The 23,753-nt window shown below is 59.7% G+C and carries 38 protein-coding genes and 1 tRNA gene; 35 read left to right on the forward strand and 4 right to left on the reverse strand.

The genetic code is table 11. From position 1 onward, the window contains the following. Positions 1–3 precede the first annotated feature (3 nt). From OXH56_00115 to OXH56_00125, 3 genes are all read right to left on the reverse strand, one after another. Entirely contained in the window at positions 4–297 is a 294-nt protein-coding gene (locus OXH56_00115) for a hypothetical protein (protein ID MCY3553701.1), read from the reverse strand. 5 nt (positions 298–302) lie between these two features. Continuing rightward, positions 303–545 (reverse strand): MoaD/ThiS family protein, encoded by a 243-nt coding sequence (locus OXH56_00120; protein MCY3553702.1) that lies wholly within the window; start codon positions 543–545, stop codon positions 303–305. A 145-nt stretch (positions 546–690) separates the two neighbouring features. Beyond that, positions 691–1,389: a zinc-binding alcohol dehydrogenase gene (locus OXH56_00125; GenBank protein MCY3553703.1), complete on the reverse strand. Its 699-nt coding sequence runs from the start codon at positions 1,387–1,389 to the stop codon at positions 691–693. 874 nt (positions 1,390–2,263) lie between these two features. On the opposite strand from OXH56_00125, the gene OXH56_00130 reads away from it, so the two are divergent. The 26 genes from OXH56_00130 to OXH56_00255 all read left to right on the forward strand — a co-directional run bounded on the left by OXH56_00130 (position 2,264) and on the right by OXH56_00255 (position 17,406). Further along, entirely contained in the window at positions 2,264–2,452 is a 189-nt protein-coding gene (locus OXH56_00130; protein ID MCY3553704.1) for a hypothetical protein, read from the forward strand. A gap of 456 nt (positions 2,453–2,908) precedes the next feature. Continuing rightward, positions 2,909–3,352, forward strand: a complete 444-nt coding sequence (locus OXH56_00135) for a hypothetical protein (GenBank protein ID MCY3553705.1) — start codon at positions 2,909–2,911, stop codon at positions 3,350–3,352. Further along, a complete protein-coding gene (locus tag OXH56_00140) occupies positions 3,339–4,160 on the forward strand; it encodes a Rad52/Rad22 family DNA repair protein (GenBank protein MCY3553706.1) in 822 nt (273 codons plus the stop codon). The genes OXH56_00135 and OXH56_00140 overlap by 14 nt, the downstream gene beginning before the upstream one ends. Positions 4,161–4,228: 68 nt before the next feature. After that, complete coding sequence (locus tag OXH56_00145; protein MCY3553707.1) at positions 4,229–4,810, forward strand: hypothetical protein; 582 nt, start codon at positions 4,229–4,231, stop codon at positions 4,808–4,810. A 29-nt stretch (positions 4,811–4,839) separates the two neighbouring features. Then, complete coding sequence (locus OXH56_00150; protein ID MCY3553708.1) at positions 4,840–5,763, forward strand: hypothetical protein; 924 nt, start codon at positions 4,840–4,842, stop codon at positions 5,761–5,763. A 36-nt stretch (positions 5,764–5,799) separates the two neighbouring features. Then, positions 5,800–6,057 carry a hypothetical protein gene (locus OXH56_00155; GenBank protein MCY3553709.1) on the forward strand — a complete coding sequence of 86 codons (258 nt, stop codon included), beginning with the start codon at positions 5,800–5,802 and terminating at the stop codon, positions 6,055–6,057. A 498-nt stretch (positions 6,058–6,555) separates the two neighbouring features. Continuing rightward, positions 6,556–6,789, forward strand: coding sequence for a hypothetical protein (locus OXH56_00160; GenBank protein ID MCY3553710.1), 234 nt, complete (start codon positions 6,556–6,558; stop codon positions 6,787–6,789). After that, complete coding sequence (locus OXH56_00165; GenBank protein ID MCY3553711.1) at positions 6,786–7,205, forward strand: DUF6166 domain-containing protein; 420 nt, start codon at positions 6,786–6,788, stop codon at positions 7,203–7,205. Before OXH56_00160 ends, OXH56_00165 begins: the two co-directional genes overlap by 4 nt. A 2-nt stretch (positions 7,206–7,207) precedes the next feature. After that, the gene (locus tag OXH56_00170; GenBank protein ID MCY3553712.1) at positions 7,208–7,822 is read left to right on the forward strand and encodes a hypothetical protein; all 615 of its coding nucleotides are present in this window, start codon (positions 7,208–7,210) and stop codon (positions 7,820–7,822) included. Then, the gene (locus OXH56_00175) at positions 7,819–8,013 is read left to right on the forward strand and encodes a hypothetical protein (GenBank protein MCY3553713.1); all 195 of its coding nucleotides are present in this window, start codon (positions 7,819–7,821) and stop codon (positions 8,011–8,013) included. Before OXH56_00170 ends, OXH56_00175 begins: the two co-directional genes overlap by 4 nt. Continuing rightward, positions 8,010–8,432 (forward strand): ASCH domain-containing protein, encoded by a 423-nt coding sequence (locus OXH56_00180; GenBank protein ID MCY3553714.1) that lies wholly within the window; start codon positions 8,010–8,012, stop codon positions 8,430–8,432. The genes OXH56_00175 and OXH56_00180 overlap by 4 nt, the downstream gene beginning before the upstream one ends. Continuing rightward, positions 8,429–8,644: a hypothetical protein gene (locus OXH56_00185; protein ID MCY3553715.1), complete on the forward strand. Its 216-nt coding sequence runs from the start codon at positions 8,429–8,431 to the stop codon at positions 8,642–8,644. Before OXH56_00180 ends, OXH56_00185 begins: the two co-directional genes overlap by 4 nt. An 11-nt stretch (positions 8,645–8,655) precedes the next feature. Continuing rightward, the gene (locus OXH56_00190; GenBank protein MCY3553716.1) at positions 8,656–8,892 is read left to right on the forward strand and encodes a hypothetical protein; all 237 of its coding nucleotides are present in this window, start codon (positions 8,656–8,658) and stop codon (positions 8,890–8,892) included. Between the two features lie 288 nt (positions 8,893–9,180). Further along, complete coding sequence (locus tag OXH56_00195; protein ID MCY3553717.1) at positions 9,181–9,507, forward strand: hypothetical protein; 327 nt, start codon at positions 9,181–9,183, stop codon at positions 9,505–9,507. After that, a complete protein-coding gene (locus OXH56_00200; GenBank protein ID MCY3553718.1) occupies positions 9,504–9,764 on the forward strand; it encodes a hypothetical protein in 261 nt (86 codons plus the stop codon). The genes OXH56_00195 and OXH56_00200 overlap by 4 nt, the downstream gene beginning before the upstream one ends. Next, on the forward strand, positions 9,761–9,952 hold the full coding sequence (locus tag OXH56_00205) for a hypothetical protein (GenBank protein MCY3553719.1): 192 nt from the start codon (positions 9,761–9,763) through the stop codon (positions 9,950–9,952). Before OXH56_00200 ends, OXH56_00205 begins: the two co-directional genes overlap by 4 nt. A gap of 222 nt (positions 9,953–10,174) precedes the next feature. Beyond that, positions 10,175–10,260 (forward strand) — tRNA-OTHER (locus OXH56_00210). Positions 10,261–10,508: 248 nt separating this feature from the next. After that, positions 10,509–10,733 carry a hypothetical protein gene (locus tag OXH56_00215; protein MCY3553720.1) on the forward strand — a complete coding sequence of 75 codons (225 nt, stop codon included), beginning with the start codon at positions 10,509–10,511 and terminating at the stop codon, positions 10,731–10,733. A gap of 31 nt (positions 10,734–10,764) precedes the next feature. Next, positions 10,765–11,223 carry a terminase small subunit gene (locus tag OXH56_00220; protein MCY3553721.1) on the forward strand — a complete coding sequence of 153 codons (459 nt, stop codon included), beginning with the start codon at positions 10,765–10,767 and terminating at the stop codon, positions 11,221–11,223. Further along, on the forward strand, positions 11,180–12,589 hold the full coding sequence (locus OXH56_00225; protein ID MCY3553722.1) for a phage terminase large subunit: 1,410 nt from the start codon (positions 11,180–11,182) through the stop codon (positions 12,587–12,589). The genes OXH56_00220 and OXH56_00225 overlap by 44 nt, the downstream gene beginning before the upstream one ends. Positions 12,590–12,869: 280 nt before the next feature. Then, positions 12,870–13,151, forward strand: coding sequence for a hypothetical protein (locus tag OXH56_00230; GenBank protein ID MCY3553723.1), 282 nt, complete (start codon positions 12,870–12,872; stop codon positions 13,149–13,151). After that, positions 13,148–14,590, forward strand: coding sequence for a DUF1073 domain-containing protein (locus tag OXH56_00235; protein ID MCY3553724.1), 1,443 nt, complete (start codon positions 13,148–13,150; stop codon positions 14,588–14,590). Before OXH56_00230 ends, OXH56_00235 begins: the two co-directional genes overlap by 4 nt. Further along, complete coding sequence (locus OXH56_00240) at positions 14,583–14,711, forward strand: hypothetical protein (protein ID MCY3553725.1); 129 nt, start codon at positions 14,583–14,585, stop codon at positions 14,709–14,711. Before OXH56_00235 ends, OXH56_00240 begins: the two co-directional genes overlap by 8 nt. A 341-nt stretch (positions 14,712–15,052) precedes the next feature. Beyond that, on the forward strand, positions 15,053–16,549 hold the full coding sequence (locus tag OXH56_00245) for a minor capsid protein (protein MCY3553726.1): 1,497 nt from the start codon (positions 15,053–15,055) through the stop codon (positions 16,547–16,549). A gap of 4 nt (positions 16,550–16,553) precedes the next feature. Further along, complete coding sequence (locus OXH56_00250; GenBank protein MCY3553727.1) at positions 16,554–17,024, forward strand: hypothetical protein; 471 nt, start codon at positions 16,554–16,556, stop codon at positions 17,022–17,024. 85 nt (positions 17,025–17,109) lie between these two features. After that, entirely contained in the window at positions 17,110–17,406 is a 297-nt protein-coding gene (locus tag OXH56_00255; GenBank protein ID MCY3553728.1) for a hypothetical protein, read from the forward strand. Here the strand turns inward: OXH56_00255 and OXH56_00260 are convergent. Then, a complete protein-coding gene (locus OXH56_00260) occupies positions 17,390–17,749 on the reverse strand; it encodes a hypothetical protein (protein ID MCY3553729.1) in 360 nt (119 codons plus the stop codon). The two genes, OXH56_00255 and OXH56_00260, sit on opposite strands and share 17 nt — an antisense overlap. A 604-nt stretch (positions 17,750–18,353) precedes the next feature. On the opposite strand from OXH56_00260, the gene OXH56_00265 reads away from it, so the two are divergent. The 9 genes from OXH56_00265 to OXH56_00305 all read left to right on the forward strand — a co-directional run bounded on the left by OXH56_00265 (position 18,354) and on the right by OXH56_00305 (position 23,665). Further along, the gene (locus OXH56_00265; protein MCY3553730.1) at positions 18,354–19,406 is read left to right on the forward strand and encodes a hypothetical protein; all 1,053 of its coding nucleotides are present in this window, start codon (positions 18,354–18,356) and stop codon (positions 19,404–19,406) included. Positions 19,407–19,518: 112 nt separating this feature from the next. After that, on the forward strand, positions 19,519–20,106 hold the full coding sequence (locus OXH56_00270; protein MCY3553731.1) for a hypothetical protein: 588 nt from the start codon (positions 19,519–19,521) through the stop codon (positions 20,104–20,106). Positions 20,107–20,195: 89 nt separating this feature from the next. Then, entirely contained in the window at positions 20,196–21,329 is a 1,134-nt protein-coding gene (locus OXH56_00275; GenBank protein ID MCY3553732.1) for a DUF2184 domain-containing protein, read from the forward strand. Positions 21,330–21,468: 139 nt separating this feature from the next. Further along, positions 21,469–21,825 carry a DUF4054 domain-containing protein gene (locus OXH56_00280; GenBank protein MCY3553733.1) on the forward strand — a complete coding sequence of 119 codons (357 nt, stop codon included), beginning with the start codon at positions 21,469–21,471 and terminating at the stop codon, positions 21,823–21,825. An 18-nt stretch (positions 21,826–21,843) separates the two neighbouring features. Next, positions 21,844–22,305, forward strand: coding sequence for a hypothetical protein (locus OXH56_00285; GenBank protein ID MCY3553734.1), 462 nt, complete (start codon positions 21,844–21,846; stop codon positions 22,303–22,305). Further along, complete coding sequence (locus tag OXH56_00290) at positions 22,302–22,679, forward strand: hypothetical protein (protein MCY3553735.1); 378 nt, start codon at positions 22,302–22,304, stop codon at positions 22,677–22,679. The genes OXH56_00285 and OXH56_00290 overlap by 4 nt, the downstream gene beginning before the upstream one ends. Then, positions 22,676–23,215 (forward strand): hypothetical protein, encoded by a 540-nt coding sequence (locus OXH56_00295; GenBank protein ID MCY3553736.1) that lies wholly within the window; start codon positions 22,676–22,678, stop codon positions 23,213–23,215. Before OXH56_00290 ends, OXH56_00295 begins: the two co-directional genes overlap by 4 nt. A 4-nt stretch (positions 23,216–23,219) precedes the next feature. Beyond that, on the forward strand, positions 23,220–23,516 hold the full coding sequence (locus OXH56_00300) for a hypothetical protein (GenBank protein MCY3553737.1): 297 nt from the start codon (positions 23,220–23,222) through the stop codon (positions 23,514–23,516). 2 nt (positions 23,517–23,518) lie between these two features. Next, the gene (locus tag OXH56_00305; GenBank protein MCY3553738.1) at positions 23,519–23,665 is read left to right on the forward strand and encodes a hypothetical protein; all 147 of its coding nucleotides are present in this window, start codon (positions 23,519–23,521) and stop codon (positions 23,663–23,665) included. Positions 23,666–23,753 lie beyond the last annotated feature (88 nt).

Raw genomic sequence — 23,753 nt, forward strand, 5'->3', positions numbered from 1 at the left:
AGGTCAACCTCCGCCTCTCAAAAAGGCCATGGTCAGCACGGGTTTGACATCGGGCAGGTGATCGTCGACCGTGACCTCAATCGCGGGGATTTCACCCAGCCTGGCCAGAGGATGGGTCTTCGTGGTATGGTAGGCCAGGGTGATTTCCCCGGTTTCGGATGCGACATCGATCGCGAATACGACCTGGTCATCGGCCTCGCGGACGGACACCACCGGGATGTTCTTATCCTGTAGCGCCCGTTTCAGGCCCCGTACGGCGTCTTCCAGCTTGAATCCGAAATAGGTGTGGCAGGACACCGGCCCTACGCCCCGCCGGCAATCGGCGGGAAGAAGCTGACCACCGCGCCATCCGTCAGCGGGGTATCTTCAGCCGAGTGTTTTCCGTCGATCAGGATCAGGTGTATGTGTCCATCAGGGATGGCCAGTTGCGCGATGATGTCACCCGCCGTGGCCTGGTCACCCAGTTCAATCGTCGCCGTTTTATTGACCGCGTCCTCGGGCAGGTATTTTCGCAGGGTGGCAAAGAGCTTGACGGAAACGGTCATGGGGCATCCTCTCCAGTTCTGGTAATCGATAAATACCTGTTTTACAGATGGTTAAGTGCGATCGAAAATACCCACGAATGGGCAATTCCCGACCGTTAACTTAAAGGGAAAATCACGGTTCAATCAAGGAGAAAATGGGGGCAAATCACACCCACTTGAACACTACCCCCAGCACCTCCCTGGGATCTTCCGCAAGCATGTCGTAGACGGACTGGCAGTCGGAGGGGTCGGCTTCATGGGTGATCAGGTCTTCGATCGGCAGTTTTCCTTCGCTCATGAGCCGCAGAACCAGGTCGCGATCCCTGCGCTTGCTCCAGGGATAGTACAGGTCGGCCTCGTCGGGTGTTTTGGGCTGGTGAGCGCCTAGAATCGTGACCTCACGCAGATGGACCTCGTGGAAAAAGCTCACCTCCACCGATCCGCGTGGGGAACCGAGGGCGAGCAGACGGCCACCGAGCCTCGCCAGCGTCAACGCCATCGGATATACAGAAGGCACACCGGTTGCTTCGATGACCAGGTCCGCACCGTCTGCCGCGCAGTGCTGCCGAACTGCTTCAGCCACATCGGTTTCTTTCTCCGGGTTAATACATACGTCGACCCCGCGTTCACGGGCTTTTTGAAGGCGAAAGTCATCCAGATCCACGCCGATTACAGGTACGGCGCCGCTCAGTTTCGCAAAGGTGGCGGCCAACTGGCCCACGATGCCCATGCCGGTCACCGCCACGGCCTCACCCAGTTCGGGACGGGCAACGCGATGGCCGTGCAGTGACGTCGCCCCCATGACCATGAATGCCGCTGCCCTGGAAGATACATTCTCCGGAACCTTGTTGATTAAGCCAGACATGATCGAATGACTCGCGTGATTCCCCTGTCCGGTAACACGGTCGCCCGGAACAATCTCCTTTACATCCTTTCCAACCTCTAAAACTACGCCCGCATTACAATAACCTGTATATCGTGGAAACCTCGGAATTCCACCAGGCTCGCAGCCATTTATATAATTGTATATCTCCGTGCCCACGCTTACGGCCGTATACTCGTTCTGAACAAGTATACCATCATTCGGCAATTCGGGAAGATCATACTCCTCAAGTTCAATTTGCCGAAAATCTGTGTTTATAAAACGTCGTGGGTGCAATGTAGTGACTTGGTGTTGTAAATCGTGGTTTACAAACTTTCGACGGAAGGAGTATACCTGGTTTTTAAGACGAACCGAACATAACGGATGTACAATTTATCTACTTATTGTACATACGTGCCCATAATATGTACAAATATACTCTTTTTTGTATTATGCAATAATGTACAACCCTATACATCTTTGTATGTGCTGCAACAACATTTGTACTAATATTTTATTATTTGTACATCCTATTTATGGTATATGTACAACACTCTTTTCATTTGTACACTGGCATTTTCTTTCCATTCTAGTCCGATTTATAGCTCCAGGCCCCAAAATCCTCCCTTTACCCCTCCAAAACCCTACTTCGCATAATAGATAGTATGCCCCTCGGAACGCCCTAAACCGCTCTATTCACAATAGTTACGTCTAGTTTTCCGTTTCAGGTCCTTGCCGTATCCGTGGCGCGCCTGTAGGCCCATCTCCGGGCTAAACGGACATGCGCTTCACTAAACACGGCACTAAACGTTCGATTTCTGCATCTGGGACGCTTTCACCTTCCGGTGCCGGAGTGCGAGCAGGGAGAAGCTAAACGATGGCATTAGAAATCAGAATCATCAGTGCTGGAAAGCAGGGCAAGTCCACCTGGGAGCTGCTGCAGGACGAAACACCTATTGCCCAGGCACCACAGAACTACCGCTCGTTGAAGAACTGCAGGGCGAGTGTCGACCGTTTCAAAGAGGCGATGCGCATCAAATTCGACGTCCACCAGATAGATCCGTAGCCGGCCGCCAGAAACGCGAAAGGATTCCGCATGGTTCTGATCCAGATCTACGACCTGACCTCGCTGCTGTTGATCCTGATCGGCATGTTCCTGGGCATGTTCGTCCTGGTGAACTGGCTTATCGGGAAGGTGTTCCAGGACATCTAACAGAACCCCTCAAGGCGCCCGTGCGCGGCCTGTGCTGGCCAAACGGGCGCCCGGGAGGGTGAAAACCCCACTACGGGAGGTTAACGATGCTACAACCCAAGAAACCCATGAATTCGAGGGTACACCTGGTACTACCCGACGATCTGTATCACGACATCAAGTTTCGGGCGGATGCTGCCGGCATCACAGTCGCGGAAGCCATCCGCCAATACCTGGAAATCGCAGTCCGCCAGGACGGTGCTGAAGCACCCTTAGCAGGGGGCGAAGCTCCATCGGAGGCCGTGGGGAACGGTCATGGAGGTGCGCGCGATGAATGACCGCAAATACCAGCCTCCGCAGACGCGGGAGGATTTTCTGCGCCAGGACGCCGAGAACAGCGCATTCATCGAAAGCATGAAAGCCTGGGAGACCTGGTACCGCCATGGCGTCCACCATCCCGTTGCCGAGGACGAGCCACCGGCGCATCCGGTGAGCAACGGGACACTGTTTCCGGACTTGATGCGCGACCTGACCGCAGCCACCGACGCCAGGCTGATAGAGGTCTTCCCTGACGCAACCCACCAGCTGGTCGGAGAAGTTGTCGTCTGTGCTGACGGAAAGGCCTGTCGCCACAACTGCCTGACGGACCGGGAGGGTTCGTGCTACAGGGTCGAAAACTGCGCCCCGCGGCCCGAATACGGGCCCACGTGGAAGTTCGGAGACAACGCGCCTAAACTGATATCTCCGGATCGGAGGCGTCATGAGTCAGGATAAGAGCAAACTCGCCGGGTTGTACGAGGCATTCGAGAAGGAATTCGACAATGACGCCGTGCGCAGCCGCAAGGTCCGCGGCGGGAAGACGATCCGGTACGTACCGGCGCCGCCAGTCATCCGCCGGCTCAACGAGGTCGCGCCTGACTGGGAGTTCGAAGTCGACTTCGTGAGCTCGATCATGGTCAAGGAAACACGGTACGACCGCGACAACAAACCCTACGACGTCGAGTACAACCAGATCGCAGTCGTCGGGAAGCTGACGATCGAAGGCGTTCCACGTCAGCAGTTCGGTTCCGGAGACGACGACGGCGCGACCTACGGTGAGGGACTCAAGGGCGCCGGAACCGACGCCCTGAAGAAATGCGCGTCGCTTTTCGGGATCGCGCTCTACCTCTACGAAGAAGACGAAAATCCCCGGCCTGGCAACGGCGGGGGCGGGCATGGGGGCGGAGGCGCCCGCCGCGGCAACCCCGACCAGAAAGCCAGCGAAAAGCAGCGGGCGATGCTGCGCGGAAAGGCCGACGACATGGAAGACATCGGCAACGAGCAGCTGGCCACGGATCTGCGCCGCGCCGCGGAACACGCAGGGCTCACGAACCAGCATGTCGACAACGCGCTCGCGGCCTACAACCAGGCCAAAGACGATTACGAGGCGACGAAGCGCCGCGCGGAAGCCCATGGAGGCAGTGAACTACCTTCAGGTGATGGATCAGCCGCGCAGGATCAGGCGGGGCTCGATTTTAACGGGGAAAGCCCTCCGCCGCAGGAGGAACCGCCGCCGATCGACGACGACGATCTTCCATTCTGACCCACCAGGCTGCTGAAGCCGCTGAAAGTGCGCGCTTCAGCGCCTAGACATCAATAAGGAGGAGTCCGATGAGTAGCAAATTCAGAAAGTACGTCGAAGACAGGCTGGCGGCCCTCGAGGAAGAAGCAGCATTGCTGCGCAACGCGCTCGATGTGCTGACGGATTTCGAGAGAGAGGATGAGTTTTTTGCCGCGGCGCGCTCCGTGTCGAAGGACGACGCCGGCGTACAGGACTCGACCGGAAGCAACGTCAAGGATCCGGAGGCCGACGTAACTGCTAAGGCAACCCGGAAGGCCACCACGCGTGAGAAGCCCGCGGTCAAGAAGACATGCAGTAAGAGGGGATGCACCAACGTAGTGGTCGCCAAAGGCCTGTGCCGTAAGCACTACGACAAGGCCAACCCTAGATCGTCCAGGTCAAAAAAGAAAGAGGAGGCAGCCAGCGATTCTGCCTCCACCGCCGCAGAAGGTGCGGATCCGGACCCACCCGCGGCAGACAAGAAGCTGCCCAGGAACCGGGTGCCGTGCGGGCATCCGCACTGCGATGCGTCGGTGCCGTTCACGGGCGGCATCCCCGACGAACCGATGTACTGCTCGGACTTCTGCAGGAACAACCACGCCAGGATACTGGCGGAGACGGCCGCAAACTGACCACGTCCCACACAGAAAGGAAATCATAAATGGATCATCGGCATTACGGATTGACGGTCGACCACCAGGTTGAACTGGGCGAACACAACAAGACGTTCTGGGACGCGCTCAAGAGCGCGGAACGCAAATTCGGCGAAGGCAAACAGGCCATGTGGGACGCCGGCGCCGCGGCTAAAGAGATGCGAGCTCTCGTTCCTCACGGCCACTGGGAGGACTACTGCCGAAACGCGCTGGGGCACGACCCGGCGTGGATCTGGCGGCTCATCAAGTTCAGAGAAAGCTGCAGCTACGTTGAGGCGGGCGACGTCAAGTCCGTCCGGGCATATCTCTCCCAGGGGGCGGAAGAAACCGCGGTAATGGATGATCCATTTCAATGGTCCGGCCAAGAGCACCTGGACCCCAACGACGAGTACGCATACGCCCCCACCGATGACAGTCCACCGCCACATCCTGGCGACGATTCCCCACCGCCTTCTTCGAACCCACCAGATGGGTTTCCCACTCAACAGTCCGAGCCTGAAGTACACGAATATGTGGGTGGCGTCGAGATCCAGACCGAGGTCGAGGACGTGACGGACGAGGACGTTCAGCCCGACATCGAGGCGAAACCGGTAATCGGAGGGCGCCTAAGCAAAGTCGACGCGCTGCAGCTCGAGGTCAAAGCCCTCGAGGATGAGGTCGGTCGCAGGGACGCCGCGATCGAATCGGTGCAGGGCGAGCTCTTCAAGGTCCGCGACGTCTACGACCAGGCCAAGCAGGCTTTGAACAAGGAAAGGATGGCGAAGCAGCGCCTGCAGCAGCAGCTGACACGGAAGGATGACGAGCTCGAGGACCTGAAGGTCGAGAAACAGCAGCTCGCCGCTTCACTGGACGCAGCGCGGGACCAGTACAAGGATCTGATGGACATCATCGTTCGAAACGACCTCGACCATATCCTGCCGAGGGCAGAATAGCTTCTGGCATGAAGGCCAAAGAAAGGCGGCGTGCTGATGATCTACCTTCGAACGGGATTTCGAGAAGCGAATAGCTACTTCAAATGGGTTCAGCAGGACAACAGGACCAGGGCGGCCGTCATGCTGCCGGCCAGCCGCGACGCTGGGTTCATGGCGAAGCGGCGCCAGACCATCATGAAGGCGGCCCGCACCAAGAACGTAATCGTATGGGGCGATCCTCAAAGCGTGGTTCTGTTCAAGACGTGGGCAAGACAGGAAGGTGTCGAGGTAGAGGAGGATAATGCCCAGGCTTGACGAACTGCCGGGAGAATACACTTCGCTCAGCAACGAAGCTATTTCACTCCCAAGACCGGACATCAACGTCCTGCTGGTGATTTCAGCGCTGACCAGAGATGGGAAAAGCCCCGTGCACGTTTCGAGAGTCCTGGCGTTCTGCGTTCCAGCAGGGATTCCAGATCGGACGGCACATAGGGGTATCAATTCATTGATTGAAGGTGGTTGGATTGTCCGGATCAGGAGGCGCATCTATCTCGTCAAAACTGCCACCCGTGGCAGAAACGAGATCGCAGAAACTGCCACCCATGGCAGGGAAAACTGCCACCCGCGGCAGGGAAAACTGCCACCCATGGCAGGAAACGCCTCGCGCGATCCTTATAGGGCAAATAGCAAATTATCAAATAAGAGATTGCGATGCAAAAAATGCGGGCGGTTCTCGGACGTTCTGTTCGGACGTCACCCTAATGGCGTCTGTACAACCTGCTACAACGGAGGAGAGATTTCATGACCCATTACATGCAAACAATCAATGAGGTCGTCGTTCCCCTGAAGCTCTATACCCATTACGACGAGCTCGTTGAGATCCACGTCTACGTGCAGAACGGCCGGGTGACCGCGATCAAAGACACGAAGGGCCTGGTGGTGGATTCCGCGAGGTTCAGAGTCGCGGACATCAAGGGCATGGCGCTGCAGAGGCTGAAGGACTGCGGCGCAGCCATCGCCGCCGACGAACTGGGAAGGGCGATGTGATGATGGAAATGCAGCACGATAAGTTCCATGGATACAGGCTTTCGAATGGAGAATGCTTCGTTTCACTGATCTCCACCTACATCCGGAAGACACAGTACGAGCTTCCCCTTCGCCTGGATCTGCGAAACCACAGCCCCACGGGATTCGAATGGGGCTACGGCGGATCCGGGCCCTCCCAGCTGGCCCTGGCCATGCTGGCGTACGCGACCGATGACCATACCGCGCTGGATCTGTATCAGATGTTCAAGCAGGCCTGCGTGGGTCGGCTGCCCGCGAGCAGGTGGAAAGTCCGGATCGATGACGTCCGGAATTGGGCCAAGGATCCATCGCCCCGCGGATGGAGATCGTACCCTCGGTCCCGAGAGAAGGGATACTTCGCGGTAATCCCTCCCAGCAACAGTTCACAGAAAGGATAACAGTGAATCTGTACCACTTCAGTGAGCAGGAGATTGTCAGGCTGCAGAGCAGGGATGAAATGGTCGAGAAGGAAGCCCGGATAGTGGAGGACCTGCCCGAGGGCGACGAACGGCGCCAGCAGTTTCACGCATTCCTGGACAGGGACGTCCCCTTCGGTAGCAGCTTCAAACCCAAGATGACCTTCTGGTTCTCCGACGAAAACGCCAACCAGACCTGGTCAGACTGGTGCGATGGCGAACAGTTCCGGCCGGAGAGGATGCGATACCGGTATCCGGTCCACCTGAACAACGAGGACGACTGGCTCATCATCCCTGACGTCATTGAGCTGGATCGGTTCACCGACGAGTACATGGACAAGGCCAAGTGGATGGATGACTGCAAGCGGTACGGATACCACATGGCGGTTGACAACATCGACTGGGACCGCGTAGCCGGGAAATACTGCGGCGTCATCATAACCCCATACCAGTGGTCCCGCCGGCTGGAGGGACTCAGCTCGGGCTGGTATTACCCGTGGGACTGTGCCTCTGGATTCGCTTTCGATCCCGTCCAGTCCATTACCCTGGGGGAGGCGAATCATGAATCAACCGATCAGGCGAGAGGAGAAAACAGATGAGCAAAAACCGTAAACTGAAAGCCACCTGGGTGAGGATCCTGGGCGCGAACGTCAAGTGCGACACCCTCACGGACTACGGGAAGAAGGACGGCCTGTTCCGGAAGCTCGTGGTCATCAACGGCGAGAAGGTCGTGGTAGCCTGCCCGATCCACAAAGGCACCTACGAGCGTACCGAGGAGCCGGTACCATGAAAGCCATCTCGGTCCGTCAGCCCTGGGCGAACATGATCGCCTCGGGTAAGAAAACCATCGAGACACGCACGTGGTCCACGCGCTACCGCGGTCGCCTGGCGATATGCTCGTCGAAGTACGCCAAGCCATACATCCCGCCACTGGGCTGTCTGATCTGTGTTGTAACGCTGGTGGACTGCAAGGTTATGACGCCTGAAGATGAAATCGCCGCACAGTGCCCATGTCCAGGCATCGGCATTCTCTATGCCTGGGTACTGGACGACGTCGACCTGTACGTGCCAGTGAAAGTTCGCGGGCAACTTGGAATCTACGACCTACCGTTCGAAGAAACCGACCTGACGCCCGACCACCTTCCACCACCTGAACCAGAAACGCCCCTGTTTGGTTCGCTTTCGCATCTCAAGGAGGAACAGCCGTGAAATACAAAGGCACGATGGACTTCGTATGGCCCGAGATCGTCGTCGGGCCGCCGGCGCCCCCAGGGGCTCAGACCTGCCGGGTGTGCGGATGCTGGGATTACGCCGCCTGTGTGGACGAGTTCACCGGTCCATGCTTCTGGGTCGAAGGAGATCTCTGCTCGGCATGCGCTACCGAGGATCAGATCCGTGCCGCGCTCACCATATCCCAATGAGGGAGGAATCTGTGAATCTAGTTGAAGCGTTGACCCGGGAAATCGAACGTGTCACGGAGCTGCGGGAGCAGTACCGCGAGATCCAGGCCATGTCTGACCGCGGGGACTTTCCCAACAAGGTGTTGACCCAGCCGGCAGTGGCTGGCATGACCCAGGCGCTCGAGGCAGCGCACCAGGCGATGGCCGAGCATGGGGACATCGAAAAGACGGGCCGCGCGTTGAAACGCCTGCAGGATTTCACAGGCTAAACATGTGTTGACATAAGGCCAATTATGCGAAGTAGGAGGGAACCATGCCAGGAGTGAGTGAAAAGCAGTTCAAGGATATGGGCGGAGTTGAACTGTGCCATCCGTCGTGTTGCCCGGGCAAAGAAGCGGCTTTCGGGGATGTACAATACCCAGACGCGCACCATGGCCGACCGACAGAAATTCGACGAGGGTGGCCGTCATACGGGGACGGACTGACCTTTGCCCCGACGAACAAAGAAGCCGAAGTGGCCCGCGGATCTAGGTCCTTACGTAGTCGAAACGATTACCATGCCAGATTGGCTTGACGAAGAACGGCAATGGTCGCGATGCAAGATCGAACTCATTGACTACGAGGGGACCTGGTCGTTTTCGTACGATCTCCGGATCGATCTGTATGGCCACGCGTTTCCTGCCCAGTTGAAGTACCGGAAGGCCTTCGAAGATCGTCATGCCGCTTTCGAGGCCGCAAGGGCCGAGATCTGGAACGACATCGAGACCGACTGGCAGGTCCGTCGCTGGAAGGCACCGAGACCGATAGCCAAACGCGTCCTGAAGTGGATAGATGAGCTGTCCTACGAAGGGCAGATGGAATTCAATTTATGGGAGGCATCATGAACGAATCCGAGAAGCAAGCCGCGCTCGAGGAATCCAAGCGCCGGGCGAAGGAAACCGAAGAGCGAAAGAAACGGGCCATTGAGGATGCGTACCGGTTGCTCGAGGATCCTGACGCCTCCCGCATGGAGATTGCCGGCGCGATGAAGGAGCTGAGGCTGGCGACGACCAGGATCGGCCCAAACATATACGGCCAACTCCTGGGGCTGAACGCTCAGCTGTATTTCGCGCTGGGCGCACGCCTCGAGGTGAAGCCATGAGGCGGGTACCGAGGCCTGAGAAGAAGTTGACGTGGTATCTGACCATAGACGCCGCTCTGATGATCGAAAGAGCTCTGTGTTTCCTGGTTAATTCCAAGCGCTTAACCGGTGACGAATTGAAGGCAGCCAACGAGTTGCGCAAGTACGTATCCAGGGACATCAAGGACTTCCGCGGCGAGAAACACTAAACACAGGTTTACTTAATCTCATTTATGCGAAGTGGAGGAGGTGGAAATGAAGAGAACGATAACGATTACAGTCTTGGTTTGCCTCGCGGTCATGCTACTGAGTCCACCGATCACTATGTTGTGGGTTAAGTACATCGAATGGCTCGTGGAAGTAATCAGGTGAAGTCGGAATAGTCAGGCGGGGTGGTGAGATCGCGAAACGGCTGTGCACGGTCCGAGTAGCGGCAGGAAAGCACACACGGCGGCAGTTGCAACTGTGATTCGCAACGACCGTGAGGTCCGGGTTCGACTCCCGGCCCCGCCGACCACACACGCAGGAGGAGGGGGCATGAAGGTAGGGGACGTGTTCAAGATATCGGCGCCGCGGTGCAGAACTCGCGAGATTGAAATCATCGACGGGCCGCCCGAAAGCATGGCTTTCCTGGGTATCTGCCACTTAACGGAAGAGAAGTTTATCTACCATGTATCTCGGTCGTGCTGGTATCCATACACAGACTTCCGGGTAGCGGTGGAAGAACGCCTGAAACGGTTGGCATAAGACTGAGAGGAGAACCTGATGAAAGAACTCGAAGACCTTATCAACGAGGTTGAAAACAGCCCTCCACCGAAGAAACCGGGTGTCATCGTCAGCATTCACAGCCCACCGGGCACTACCTACCAGGACGTCGTGTTCAGGCTCCGGACCCTGGCCGACCATATCGAGCGTTCGAACAGGACGCCGCCGCGGTGGATCCACGTGCTCGAGCGGATCTGGTTCAGGCTGCGCCGGCCAGGTACTTGACAATCGTTTAGTGCTGGGCTTTCTTATACTTATGCCCAAACTCACCAAGAAGCAGCAGGCCTTCGTCCAGGAATACCTCGTCGACCTGAACGCTACCCGGGCCGCGATTGACGCCGGGTACAGCGAGAAGACAGCCCGATCCATCGCGTCTGAAAACCTAACAAAACCTAACATTCAGGCTGCGCTCATCGAGGCCCAAAAGGAGAGATCCGAGCGAACGCAGATAGATCAAGACTTCGTGCTGGAGCTACTGGCTACCGAGGCAAAAGGAGAAGGGCCGGATACCACCGCGTCGGCGCGTGTGCGGGCCGCGGAGTTGCTGGCGAAACATCTGGGTATGTTCCAGGACGATGCGCACCTCCATCATCACTTCGATACGCCCAACACGATCATATATGATGATGGCGAGGGAGATCCTGCCCTGGATGAACTGAGGAAACGGAAAGCTGACAACTCTAACCAAGACGCCCCCGACGAGCCAGGAGCTTGACTCACCGCCTCCTCCTGGTGCCTTTCACCAGCCACGGTGGGCACACGCTCTTTTAGAGAGGAACAAATGGCGGTACAAGGTTCCATATGGCGGCAGGGGATCAGCGAAAAGCTGGTCTGTCGGCCTGGCGCTCGTGCTCCTGGGCGACCGCGAGCCTATCAGGGTTCCGGTATGTCGCGACAGGAAACTCAGCCTGGATCAGTCGAGCAAGAAGGTCCTCGAGGCCTCGATCGAACGCGCCGGTCTTCAATCAAGGTACAATATCCGCGACAATTACATATCGCACCCCAACGGCACTTTCTTCTTCTTCCGCGGCCTGTCCAGCGTCCAGGAACGCGAGATCATGGGCTGGGAGGACTGCGACATCGTGTGGATCGACCAGGCCGAGATGATGACGGCGACGGCTTGGGAACTCCTGCGCCCGACCATCAGGAAACCCGGCTCGGAGATCTGGCTTACTTTCAACCCCAGGTACCGCTACGATCCCGTGTACAAGTATTTCGTGGCAAACGAGCAACCCGATGCCTTCACGAAGCTGATCAACTACACCGACAACCCCTGGTTCGAATTGTCTCCCATGGAGCGCGAGCGCCAGGCCGACCTACGCGATCAACCCGATCGCTACGCCCACATCTGGCTGGGACGGCCGGACGACGAAGGCGCCGAGCGCAAGGTCCTGCCATACGCGCTCATGGATTTGTGCGTGAAGGCCTGGGAGAAGTACGACATCAGACCCCACGATATGAAGGGCGTGATTTTCGGCGGCCTGGACGTGGCCGACACGGGAGCTGCCAAGAACGCCCTGGGGCTGCGTCGAGGTCCGTGCCTGTTTCGCCTGGACAGGTGGAGCGAGAACACCTTGGGCAGGACGGCCAGGCGCATGGATGGTGCCATGCGCGAACTGGGCGGCACCAGATTGTACTACGACGTGGGGGGCGTCGGCGCCGGCATCAGGTCCCATCTCATCGAGATGAAACCTTCGCCAACTTACGGGATCCGGCCGGAGAACTTCGGCGGCGCCGTCAAGGGCCCGAAGGTGCTCTACACCCGCGGGCAGACCAACGAGCAGTTCTTCCAGCGTCGCAACGCGCAGTTGGGCTGGGGCATGCGCCTGCGGGCTAACCTGACGCAGAGGCTCATGGAGGGCGACGACGTCGACATGAACAAGTGCCTGTTCATCAGTCCGGAGCTCGAGCGCCGCGAGGAGGCATTAGCAGAATTCGACCAGCCGATCTGGGAGGAGGACACGTCAGGCCGCATGAAGATCGACAAGACGCCTGACGACGCGCCGTCTCCAGATGCGTACGACGGGGCTATTCTGTCGTTCGCCTATGACTCGGAGGGTGGGCTGACGCGGCCCACATAAGGTGATTCAGAACTCGGGAGGCCCTGGGTGGATTACGGTCGCGAGGGACGGCCGGTGAAAGCTTGCGAGGGTCCAGGACAACCTCCCGGCGGCAGCGCTATCCTCGCAAAGCGTTCCCTCAACCCAGCCCGCCGCCAGTAGGAGGCTTCGCGCCGACTGAAGACGGCGGGCAACCCGAAAACGATAGACACTAAACATAGGTTTTGATAATGTACATTATGCGCAGTAGCAGCCTCGCCCCAAATCTTGTCCCGAGACAAGATTTGCCCATGGAGATCTCATGACCAATTCAATCAACCCCGAAGCCGTCGACCTGGTCCGCGAACTGGCCAGGACGAACCATGGTCTGGAACTGAGCCACGACGTCGTCGCCCACATCCTCGAGCACGGCGACCACCCAGCACCACTTGGACCAGGCGGTGGCGTTCAGCCGACCGGTCCGGGCAGCCACGCCGCGACCGAAGCCGTCCGACTCATCAAAGAAATCGCCAGCAGGATCGAGCCGCCCAAGGTCGTTGTCGCCGGCCGGATCCAGCCGCCCGATGCAGGAGAAAACCAATGAATCTGATCCCCAACCGCATCCGCGGCGCCGTCATCAGGGCCCGCGCCAGGCGCTTCCTCAAGCAACGCCAGCTGTCCGGACCGGGCTCGGCCGCCTACGGAAAGTTCTACGGCCTCACCCAGGGCGGGCCCGTGAATCCCGTCAGCGGCATGGGCACGCAAGCGGACAAGTCCGAGCACGCCTTCTTCACTCCGACCCGGGTCAGCTGGCGAGGGGACCTTGAAGTCCTGTATGCTCAATCGTGGGCCTGTAAAAAATTCATCGACATCCCGATCGACGACATGATGATCAGGTGGCGCCAGTGGGAAGCAGGTGAGAACGAATCCGCAGCTGAGACCATGGACGAGGCCGAGAAGATGTACCAGGTCGTGCAGAAGCTCGGCCGCGCCATGAAGGCCGGCAGGCTGTACGGCACGGGCCTCCTGGTGATGATGACGAGGGAGGCGCCCCTCGAGATGCCCATGGATCCAAAGCGGATCCGCCCGGGCGACCTGGTGGGCCTGCAGGTGTTCGATCGCTTCGACGCCTCGGTGATGGTCCGCGACGACGATCACATGAGCCCCACCTACGGCCAGGCCCTGGTGTACCGCATCAATCCAGCCCGGGGCTTCGGCTTCAACGTACATGCATCCAGGGTCGTGCGCTTCGATGGGATCACGCCGCTGTCCGATGACGGGTATACGCTCTATGAGCGGGACTGGGGCATCAGCGAGGTCGTGCCTGCGATCCTGGCCATCATGCAGGACCAGACGATCGCCACCGCGGTCGCCCACCTGGCCACGGAGGCCTCGATCCCGGTCATCAAGGTGGCGAACCTGCGCGACGCCCTGGCGGCCGCGGAGAACGACAACGAGGCCTCAGCTGAGAAGATCGGCCAGGACATCAACCTGTACAAGTCCGTGTTCAGGCTGCTCATGATGGACGCCGGTAATGAGGAGTTCGAGCGGGTGTCTGTCAACTTCGGGGGCATCAAGGACGTCCAGGAGCAGTTCGCCCGCCGGCTGGCAGCGGCAGCAGGGATCCCGGCCACCAGGTTCTGGTCGCAGTCGCCCGTCGGGATGAACGCCACGGGCGAGTCCGATATGGTCAACTACGCCCAGCACGTGGCCGCCATGCAGAACAGGCTGCTCACCGATCCGCTGATGCGCCTGGACGAGGTCCTGGCCCGCAATGCGGGGATCCGCGAGGCGCCCGAATACGAATGGCTGCCGCTGACCGATATGAGCGAGGTCGACCAGGCCACGATCGCCAAGAACAAGGCCGAGGCCATGATGGCGGCCGTCAACTCCGGAGTGATCGACGAGGATGATGCCCGCGAGGCGCTGGACGGCGATGCAGTCTTCGGCACGCTCGAGGGGATGGCGCCGGGCCTGCCCGAGCCCGATCCGCCTCCGGGAGGTCCTGCGGATCCACCTGGTGGAGGTGGTGGCGATGAGTAGACGTCACCTCGAGCAGGACCGCCGCGAGGCCCAGAAGCAGACCAGGGAGACCAAGCCGATACCCAGGGAGCGTCCGCCGCGGCGCGGAGACCCGGAAAAGCCCAAGACCCGGAAACACTAAACATACGTTTACAGAAGAACCATTATGCGCAGTAGCCGGTCGGCGAACTGGAGGTAAGGTCATGAAGAAAACGGCTATTCAAGCTTGTATGATAATTGCCGGTCTCGCGTTGGCTACTCCACCTGCAATACTGCTTTGGATGGCCTATGTAGAATGGCTTGTAGCCCTCTTCAGGTGATTATGCGAAGTATGATTCCCGTACTGATTGTCTGCTCGATATTCGGTTTCTACGCCGGCGCAGTGTGTTTTCTCGTCTACAACGGTGCAGGGCCCTGGACGCTGGTGGGGTTCTCGGTGGTGTATTTGCTGATGGCAAGTGGCCTAAAGTACAAGGACAAGTAATGCCCCGTAACCCCCGACCCGTCCGCGCCAGGCGCGCCCACGAGCGACAGTACGAGCGCGAGCTGCGCAGGGAGATCCTCGATCCCCTGTTCCAGGGACTGCGCGCGGGCCTGGGTGAAGCTACAGCCGTAACCCAGGTCTACCGGGCCATTGACGATGCGGTGGAGGCGGCCGCCGTCCGCGGGGTTCCGATCGACTTCATCCGGGAGCATTTCGACAAGGTCCGGGGATATCACCGCCGGCGCCTCATCGAAACGTTCCAGGCCGCCCTGGGCGTCGACATCTCCTTCCTGCTTACCCGCCCCGAGGTCATGCAGTTCATCGACCGCAAGATCGCCGAGAACGTCAGCCTGATCAAAACCATCCCCCAGCGGATGCACGACAGCCTGACGGACAGGCTGCGCAGCGAGTTCCGGGACGCGCCCTTCGACCGTCAGAAGCTGTCGAAGATCCTGGCCGAGGAATACGCCAGCACCGGTTACAACCTGCGGCGCATCGCCCGCGACCAGACCACGAAGACGATCGGCAACTTGACGGAGATCCGGCAGCGCCAGCTGGGAGTCCAGGGATACAGGTGGGGGACGTCCGCTGACGAGGCCGTGCGGCCGACGCACAGAGAGAACGGCGGGAAGATGTTCCGGTGGGATCAGCCTCCGGCGAACGGGACGGGCCCCCCTGGCCACGACATTCAGTGCCGGTGCGTGGCCTACCCGGTGCTGCTCAAGGCGGACCGGGACCGTCTGAAGGCAATGGCGGGTCAGAAAACACCTTCTGCCCCGAAAAATAAACCACCTGCCACCGTGCCGAAGCCAGCTCCCAAAAAGTCCCCTAAACCCAAAAAGACGCCGGATCCGGAACTTCCTCCCGACCCGTTCGGGGATTTTTCAAAACAGTTTGAATCACCGAAAGGACGGATGACTGAAAAGGCGATCGAGGCCAGGAAGAAGAAATACCTGCGGTTCCGCGATCGGGCGAAGAAGCAGGGGACGTTCGTTACTGAAGAAATAGCCGACAATTCCGACAACCCCTTCCGATACCATTTGCAGCGCGACCTCAACCAGAAATTACGTCGGGGCGAAGCGTTGGACGCCACTGAAACTGCTCTGCACAATCAACGTGTTCAGTCATGTAAGCCAGGGTCAACCGGCGTTTCCTGGAGGGGTATAAGACTGAGACGCACTGACCTTCCCAAAGCGGGACAGAACTGGCAATACGGTGGAATGGATTCTTGGTCCGATAGATTGGGCGTTGCCCAGCAATACGCCGGCAAGAAGAAACCCGGGGAAGATTTGTCGAGGGTCGTTCTAAGGGGCAACATCAGAAAAGGCGTCAGGCGGGTTGAACTGGGAGATCATGTAGACTGGGGAAACTTCCTGAACGAGCAACAGTTTCACCCAGAAACTAGCATGAGGGTGCTCCGCGTGACACAGGCGAACTGGACACAAAGAGAAAAGTACGGGATTGACTACCTGGTTGATGTTGACATAGGGGGATAAGATCGTGCCGTTGAAATTCCCGGATGAATCAACACTCACGTTGTTTGCAGAAGCGCTGCTATTCTGGCGAATCAAATGCGGATACTACAAGCGGAAGGCGCCCGAGGGTTTAAAGGGTGGCCGCAGCCTGGTCCGAATACAAGACGATTCATACGGCCAGCTGATACTCGATGCGTATGCCTATGCCTATCGAGATGCTGGTGGTGTCGTGTCCGAACTGAACCCCGAGGCGATGGTTTTCGACGGGGAGGATGTAATGCCTGGAACAGACCCACCGGACAACGGGGCTGTTATGGTGGTGGTGAATCGGATATGGGACGATCTGTATGAACATTGGAGTGCGTTTCGGTCTGCGGCTGTCGTTCCTTACCCGAAAGCGCCAGCGATCGAAGACGAGCCCTCGATGGCAGTGGCCCTGAAGACGCTCCTGGCGTTCATACCTGGCGCCATCGGGCATAGACAGGGATTATCATGACGTACACTACGAATCTCAGGCCAAATCTTGTCCCGGGGCAAGATTTGAGGAAGCAGTCCAGGACTGTGGATAACTCGGGGGATATGTGGATAAGTCAGTGAAGATCTGCTCGAAGAAGGGATGTAACAGGCCCGTGAAGGCCAAGGGCCTGTGCAGGAAGCACTACGACCAGGAATACTACGACCTCTCAAAGCCGTCTCGACGGTCGAAGGTGAACGGCCACCATCGCAATGGCGCCGCGGTGAAGGCCGGCCCCGCGGCGCTCAACGGCCATGGCGGCCGCACCTGCGTGGAGTGCGGCAAGGCACTCGTCTACCGCGCCGAGGACGCAACCCGCTGCGGCGCCTGCCTGCGCAAAGCGTTCCTCAAGACACCTCGATAAGTATCCTGCAGTGATCACTGGGCCCCCACTGAGCCGGACTGTTCAGTGCCCTTGTGCTGACGGAATGCATCAGGCTTCGCGAAGCGAACACGTAGTCCAGTTGCCTGGTGGCCGTCGCCGGCGTTTGACGGGGATGGTAGTAGGTGGGACCCTGGGGACCGATCATGGGCAACCCGAGTGATGACATCCTGTCGAATACGGCTTGGTTGCGGGCCTTCCAGTAATCGCCTACTTCGTCTTCGTACATTACCGTAGTATCTCCAGCCACGATCATCCGGAAACTGTCCTTCCTGCCTATCAGGAGCGAGATGTCCGATATGACGCGATGTACCGACGGGTCCACCAGGTCATTGCTTTTAAGGCCGGATGAAGGATGGTATGTCTCATACTTTGGACAGAATGAGACCACGTGAATCGGCCAGCCCTGGAACTTGCCTTCAAGAGGAGTTACGACGGCCGCGGACAGGCAACCGGGATGACTGGACTGTATATCCGTCAGATAATCGACCTTGACCTTGTCGGAAATTCGTACAATAGCACATCTGGACAGTGCCTTGCCCTTTCTGCCTGGTCGCAGTGGATCCTCCTTGAAATATGACGCAGGGTCCACTTCTATCCTGTCTGCCACATCCTCTGGCGGTGCATAGCCTTCCTGGAGCAGGACTACGTCTACGTCCTGATAAGGCAAGGATCTCCATGCCGCCCATCGATGGCCGATATTCCAGCAGAGCAGTTTCACCAGGTGCCTACTTCGCATAAAGGACGTTTATGGAAATCTCAGGACACGATCTGGCGGACACGGGTTTCCAAAACCCTCCGCATTACCCGATCGTCCCTTGAAACCTAACGCCCGCTGTCAAGATTCACAGACGTTTAGTACCTTCCGGCTCTCCAACATTTTACAACTTATTTTGACAAAGTGCTCATCGTTTGTGTAGCGTTAACGCATGATCGACATCGTCGTGCGTAACCACTACAACACGGACGAGGATATCCAGCGTCTGGCCGACGGCCGCTACTCCGCGGTCATAGCGGTCAACGACGACGTCGGCGACGGCTATCCCATCCAGATCCGGACGATGGACATCGACACGTACATGAAGTACGGGTCTGTGCTCTACGCCCACGAGTCCTGGGAAGATCCGATCGGGCGCACGACAAAGCTCTACTTCGACGATCGCAACCGGCTTATTGCCGAGTTCGAGTTCTCGAAGAATAACGACCGCGCGGCCGAGAAGAAAAATCTGTGGGACCAGGGTCACCTGCGGTCCGCCAGCATCTCGGCCAGGCCCATGGATGACGGCCGTCATCGCCTTGTAGAATGGTCCATAGTCAGCGTTCCCGCCGATACGGACGCAGTCCGCGCCCGGCTGGCGGCCGCTAACAAAGGAGAAAGCACCATGACCACCGAAGAGCGCCAGGCTCTTATCAAAGATCTGAAGGCCGAGTTCAAGGGCTCGGAGAACGAGAGTGCCCTGGCATCCAGGCTGGAAAGCCTGGTCAAGGACCTCGAGGCGAAGGACGCCGATCGCGCCCTCGAGGAGCGCCTGGGCAAGATCATCGACGACAAGCTCGAGTCCGCGGGCCTTACGCGCGCCGCGGGTGCCCAGGGCACTGGTGAAGGTGCAGACCAGGGCGCCGGCGAGGGTACCGGCACCGGCGAAGGCTTGACCGAGGAGGACGTCGAGAAGCGCGCAGCTGCACGCGTGGCGCTGCTCCGCCAGGTCGACGGCCTGCTGCCCGACGGGTTCGACACCGCGGGCAAGACGGACAAAGAGATCCTCGTGGCCGCAGGCGGCGACGAGGTGGAGAACGCGGCCGACAGGAGCGAGGACTACCTGCTCGGGCGGATCGAGGAGATCGCCCAGCGGCGCGCGGACGCGTCCAGGGGCACGAGCGGCATCGGCACGGGCGGCGGCACCGAGATCTGGCAGTCCGGATCTCGCGCCATGACGGCTGTGGAGTTACGCCGGATGGAGAGCCAGAAGAAGGCGTCCTGATTCTGCTTAATTTAAGCAGATCCTGATCGCCGAATCTTGTCCCGGGACAAGATTTGACACTCAAAGAATGCTTCAGCACATCTGAAACCACCCCTAGCAAGGGAGCAGCACGATGACGAACATTCAGCAGCGCTACCGGGCGCACCAGCAGGAAGGCTGGCCCGGGCAGCTCGCGCGGCCCAACGAGCCGCACTACTACCACACCGGCATCCTGCACATCCCGGCCAACGGGCGCAAGCCGCGCCCAGGCGACGCGCTGGTGTACGACTCGAGCCAGGATTCCTTCAAGCTGCCGACGTCGGACGCCGAGAGCGCCAAGGTGTGCGGTATCCTGGCCTACGACCAGGGCACGGTTCAGAAGTCTCTGGCTTCCGCGCCGACGGGCGTCAACTCCGAGGCCTTCGTCGAGTACGAGAACGACGCAGTCGTCAAGGTCGGCGTGATGGGTACGTTCTTCGTTATGGCCGGTGCGGCCATGGAGTACGATCAGCTGGTGGAGTGGCAGCGCGACGACTATCTGTGGAATCCCGTTTCCGACCTGGCCCTGGCCCTGACGGGGAACCAGACAAGCACGACGATCAACACCGGCGTCAACGCCCTGCTGGCCGCCATGCGGCGCTGCCCGATCGTGTGCGTCTCGCGCGAACCGGTGCCGGCGAACCAACTGGCGGAGGTCCGAATCAACGGACGGGCTTTCTAGCCATCAAGATGGCCTTTTAGGTCACCTTGAGATCCAGGCAACGCAAAAACCGGCCATGCTGGTCAAACCGTAACAAGGAGAAGAGTACAATGCCCGACATCTTCGGACGAGAAGCCCACCAGTATTCCCACATCCGTTCCATGCAGGAGGCGGGGATCTGGGAGGACCAGAGGCGCATGCGGGCGGCGGAGTTCGGTGGCCAGCCGCACGACTTTGGCGCTCTGGGCCGCGCCGACGGCGACATTCGCCGGGCGGCCAACCCCGAGCAGAACGCCCAGGCGTTCGGCTATCTGACCAACAACATCCAGGCCATCCACTCGATGATGGAGGAGATTCTCTACACCAGCTTCAGGCTGCCCGAGTTCATCCCCCTGGTGACCGATGTCCCCGAGGGAGCGGCGACCTACGCCTACCGAGTGGTCGACCGGGCCGGCCTGGGCCAGTTCATCGACAACGACGGCACCTCCGCACCGTCCGCCAACGTGGGCGTCCGGCTGGTGCCCTACGGCCTGGAGTATGCAGGCATCATCCCCGAGTGGACGATGGAGGACCTGCGCAGGGCCATGCTGGCCGGCGTGCCGCTCGACTCCGAAACGGTGGAAGCGGGCATGCAGGGGGCGCTGGACCACATCGAGATGGTCGGCCTCTTGGGTGACAAGGACCGGGGATTTCAGGGCCTCACCAACCTGAAGACGACGGGCAGTGGCGCCGTGACCAAGATCGACAGCTCGCACTCCAACACGGACCTGCGTCCCGTCGATTTCAGCGGCTCCACGTCTGAGGCCATCCGGAACTTCGTTACGGCCGCCATCAACCAGGTCATCAGTGCCACGGCCGAGGTGTTCGGGCGGACGATTCGCTCCGGACTCACCATCTACCTGCCGATCGACCAGTTCAACATCATCACGTCGGACCCCATCGGGGACAACGCCGACAGGTCGATCTGGCAGTACATCCAGCTCCACAACGCCTGGAGCGAGTACACGGGCGAGACGCCCATGCTCAAGGCCGTCCAGGAGCTCAAAGGGGCCGGGGCATCCAGTACCGACCGCATGATCGTGACCGTCAACGACCGCCGTGTCATGGAGATGGCCATTCCCATCTACCCGCGGATCCTGACCACGATCAACAAGGGTTACACGGTCTGCAGCCCAATGGAGTACAAGATCAGCGGGCTGAACGTGAAGCGCCCGACGGCCATCTTCTACTTCGACGGTATCTAACCGCTCGCGCGGTTTCCGGACTGCGCACAGCGCACGCTGATGCGGGCGGATCTACCAGCCATAATGGGGCAGACCGCGAACTGCCCCGCCCGCAGTACGATTGGTAAACCACCTTCGGGTGCTTGAGAGGGTTTCGCCCTTGCCTACCCCGACCCGGGACGAGTTCCGCTCCCAGTTTCCGGATATAGGTTCGGATGTACTGACGGACGACGACCTCGACAGGCTGATCGCCGAGGCCGTACAGATTCACAACGTCCGCAAGCTGGCGACGCTATACGTGATCGCGCACCTGTATGAGCTCGATCGCCAAGCATCCGCCGGCCAGGTTACGAAGGGTGAGGTCAAGAGCGAGGGCGTGGGGCCGATACGGGTCTCCTACGTCACGCAGGCCCAGGACGGGCCCGAGTCGTTCTTCACGTCGACCAGGTACGGCCAGCGGTTCCTGGCGCTGGAGCGACGCACGCCGCCCCTGGTAATAACCGCCAGGGTGTTCTAGCTACGATGGAGGCGGGCTATGCCTGTAACGGGTGGACGCAGGCTGCAGCGGAGCTTGAGGAGAGCCCTGACGGCGATCGGCGTGGACGAGATCGAAATCGGGTTCTTCTCCACGGCCAAGTACCCCGACGGGACGCCCGTGGCCGCGGTGGCCGCCAAGAACGAGTTCGGCACCAGGACGCGGGACGGCAAGACACTCGTCCCGGAGCGGCCCTTTTTCCGCCAGGCCCTCGGCATTGCCAAGGAACGGGTCTTCGAACACCTGAAGGATAACGTGGAGGGCGAGACCCTGGTGGTGGGCGACGCCCTGGGCGACGAGATCGGCGAGATCGTACAGCAGGCCATCCAGGAGCGGATCGTGGAGCTGCGCGAGCCGCCCAATGCGCCATCGACCCTGGCACGGAAGAAGCCCAAGACGAACCCCCTGATTGATACCGGAACGATGCGGACGGCGGTGACCTACAGGACCGTGAAGCTATGAGCAGCCAGATCTCCCAGAGCGTAGCGCAGGCACTGCGCTCGAGCTACCTGACCGAGGCGGCCGTGATCGTCAAGACCGCGGACGGCGATCGCAACGAGCACGGCGAGTGGGTGCCCGGCGCCGAGACGGAGACGCAGATCCTCGTTGTCACTGCGCCCGTTACTGGCGAGGACCGCGAGCAGCTGCCCGAAGGCCTGAGGCTGTCGGAGGCCAGGAAGTTCTGGACCCTGGAATCTTCCGATGCGGTCCGCGAAGGCGAAGCCGACGGCGACGTGGTCAGGTACCCGGCCGAGAACGGGACCGAGTACAGAGTAATCATGGTGGACGACTGGGGCGCCTTCAGGGAGCTCATGGCCATCAGGAGAGCGGCATGATTGCCCCTACGTCGACAACCCTCGAGCGCTCCGTGCGCAGGTGGGTGGCTTCCGGATCCGAACTGGACCGCCAGCTGGTCATCCCTGGACGCAGCAATGGGCCCTCTCCGGAGGATGCCTACGCTACGTGCCTCCTGGTGCGCGCGCGCGCAGACGGTCACGCCTGGGCAAGGTTGAACGATACGGCGCCGGACGAACAGGATGCATTCATGAGCTATACGTTTTCCTATTCGCTGCAGTGGTTTCGCGGCGGTTCGGTCGACAGGGCCCACGCCTTCAGGATCTGGGCGGGATCCGCCCTGGGCGTCCTCGAGGCCGAAGAGCTGGGACTGACCTTCATCCGCGCCGGCGATGTGCGCCTGATGACCGAGGTGGATGATGACGAGTGGGAAGAGCGCGCCGGCCTCGACCTTGCGATCGGCGCCGTGGTGGTCGATTCGCGGGGCGGCCTGGGCGCCATCGACAACATCGACATCGAGATAGTGCCCGATACGGCCGGGCTTATGCGCCGGACGATCATGCCAGCAGGAGTGTAAGACAATGCCAAGCCCAAACCTCGACAGAAGAGACGATCCGCTGCCATGCTTCAGGGGGCGCAGGAGTATTACCCTGGGCAACGCCGATTACACGTTGCCCGGCCACGGGTTCTTCGCTGTGGCCAACGGCACGTCCGCCCAGGGCACTCTGCGGGTGGAGTACGCTGACGGCACACTCGAAACCGTGACGCTGGCCGGCGGTGCCTCGATTACAGGGCCCGGCAGCGGATTGGTCGGCGTGAGAAGGATCCTGGACCATGCTGAAACGACGCTGGCCACCGTGATCATAGGGATATTCTGACCATGAGAGCGGCATTGATCGTCTTCTGGTGGCTGAAGGCCGGCGTCGGATCCATAACATTGCCCGCCCGCAGCGGCAAGCTGCTCGCGGAAAACGGCGACGCCCTTTTTACCGAGGGCGGCGACAACATGGTATACGATAGAGGCTAGTCCATGGCTGACAGGAAAATATCCGAACTGCCCATGGTAGGCATCCAGGAGTTCCCCCACAAGGCGCTCGGCGTGGTCCAGGGCGGTG

This window comes from Gemmatimonadota bacterium, from assembly GCA_026702745.1.
Classification (GTDB): domain Bacteria; phylum JAAXHH01; class JAAXHH01; order JAAXHH01; family JAAXHH01; genus JAAXHH01.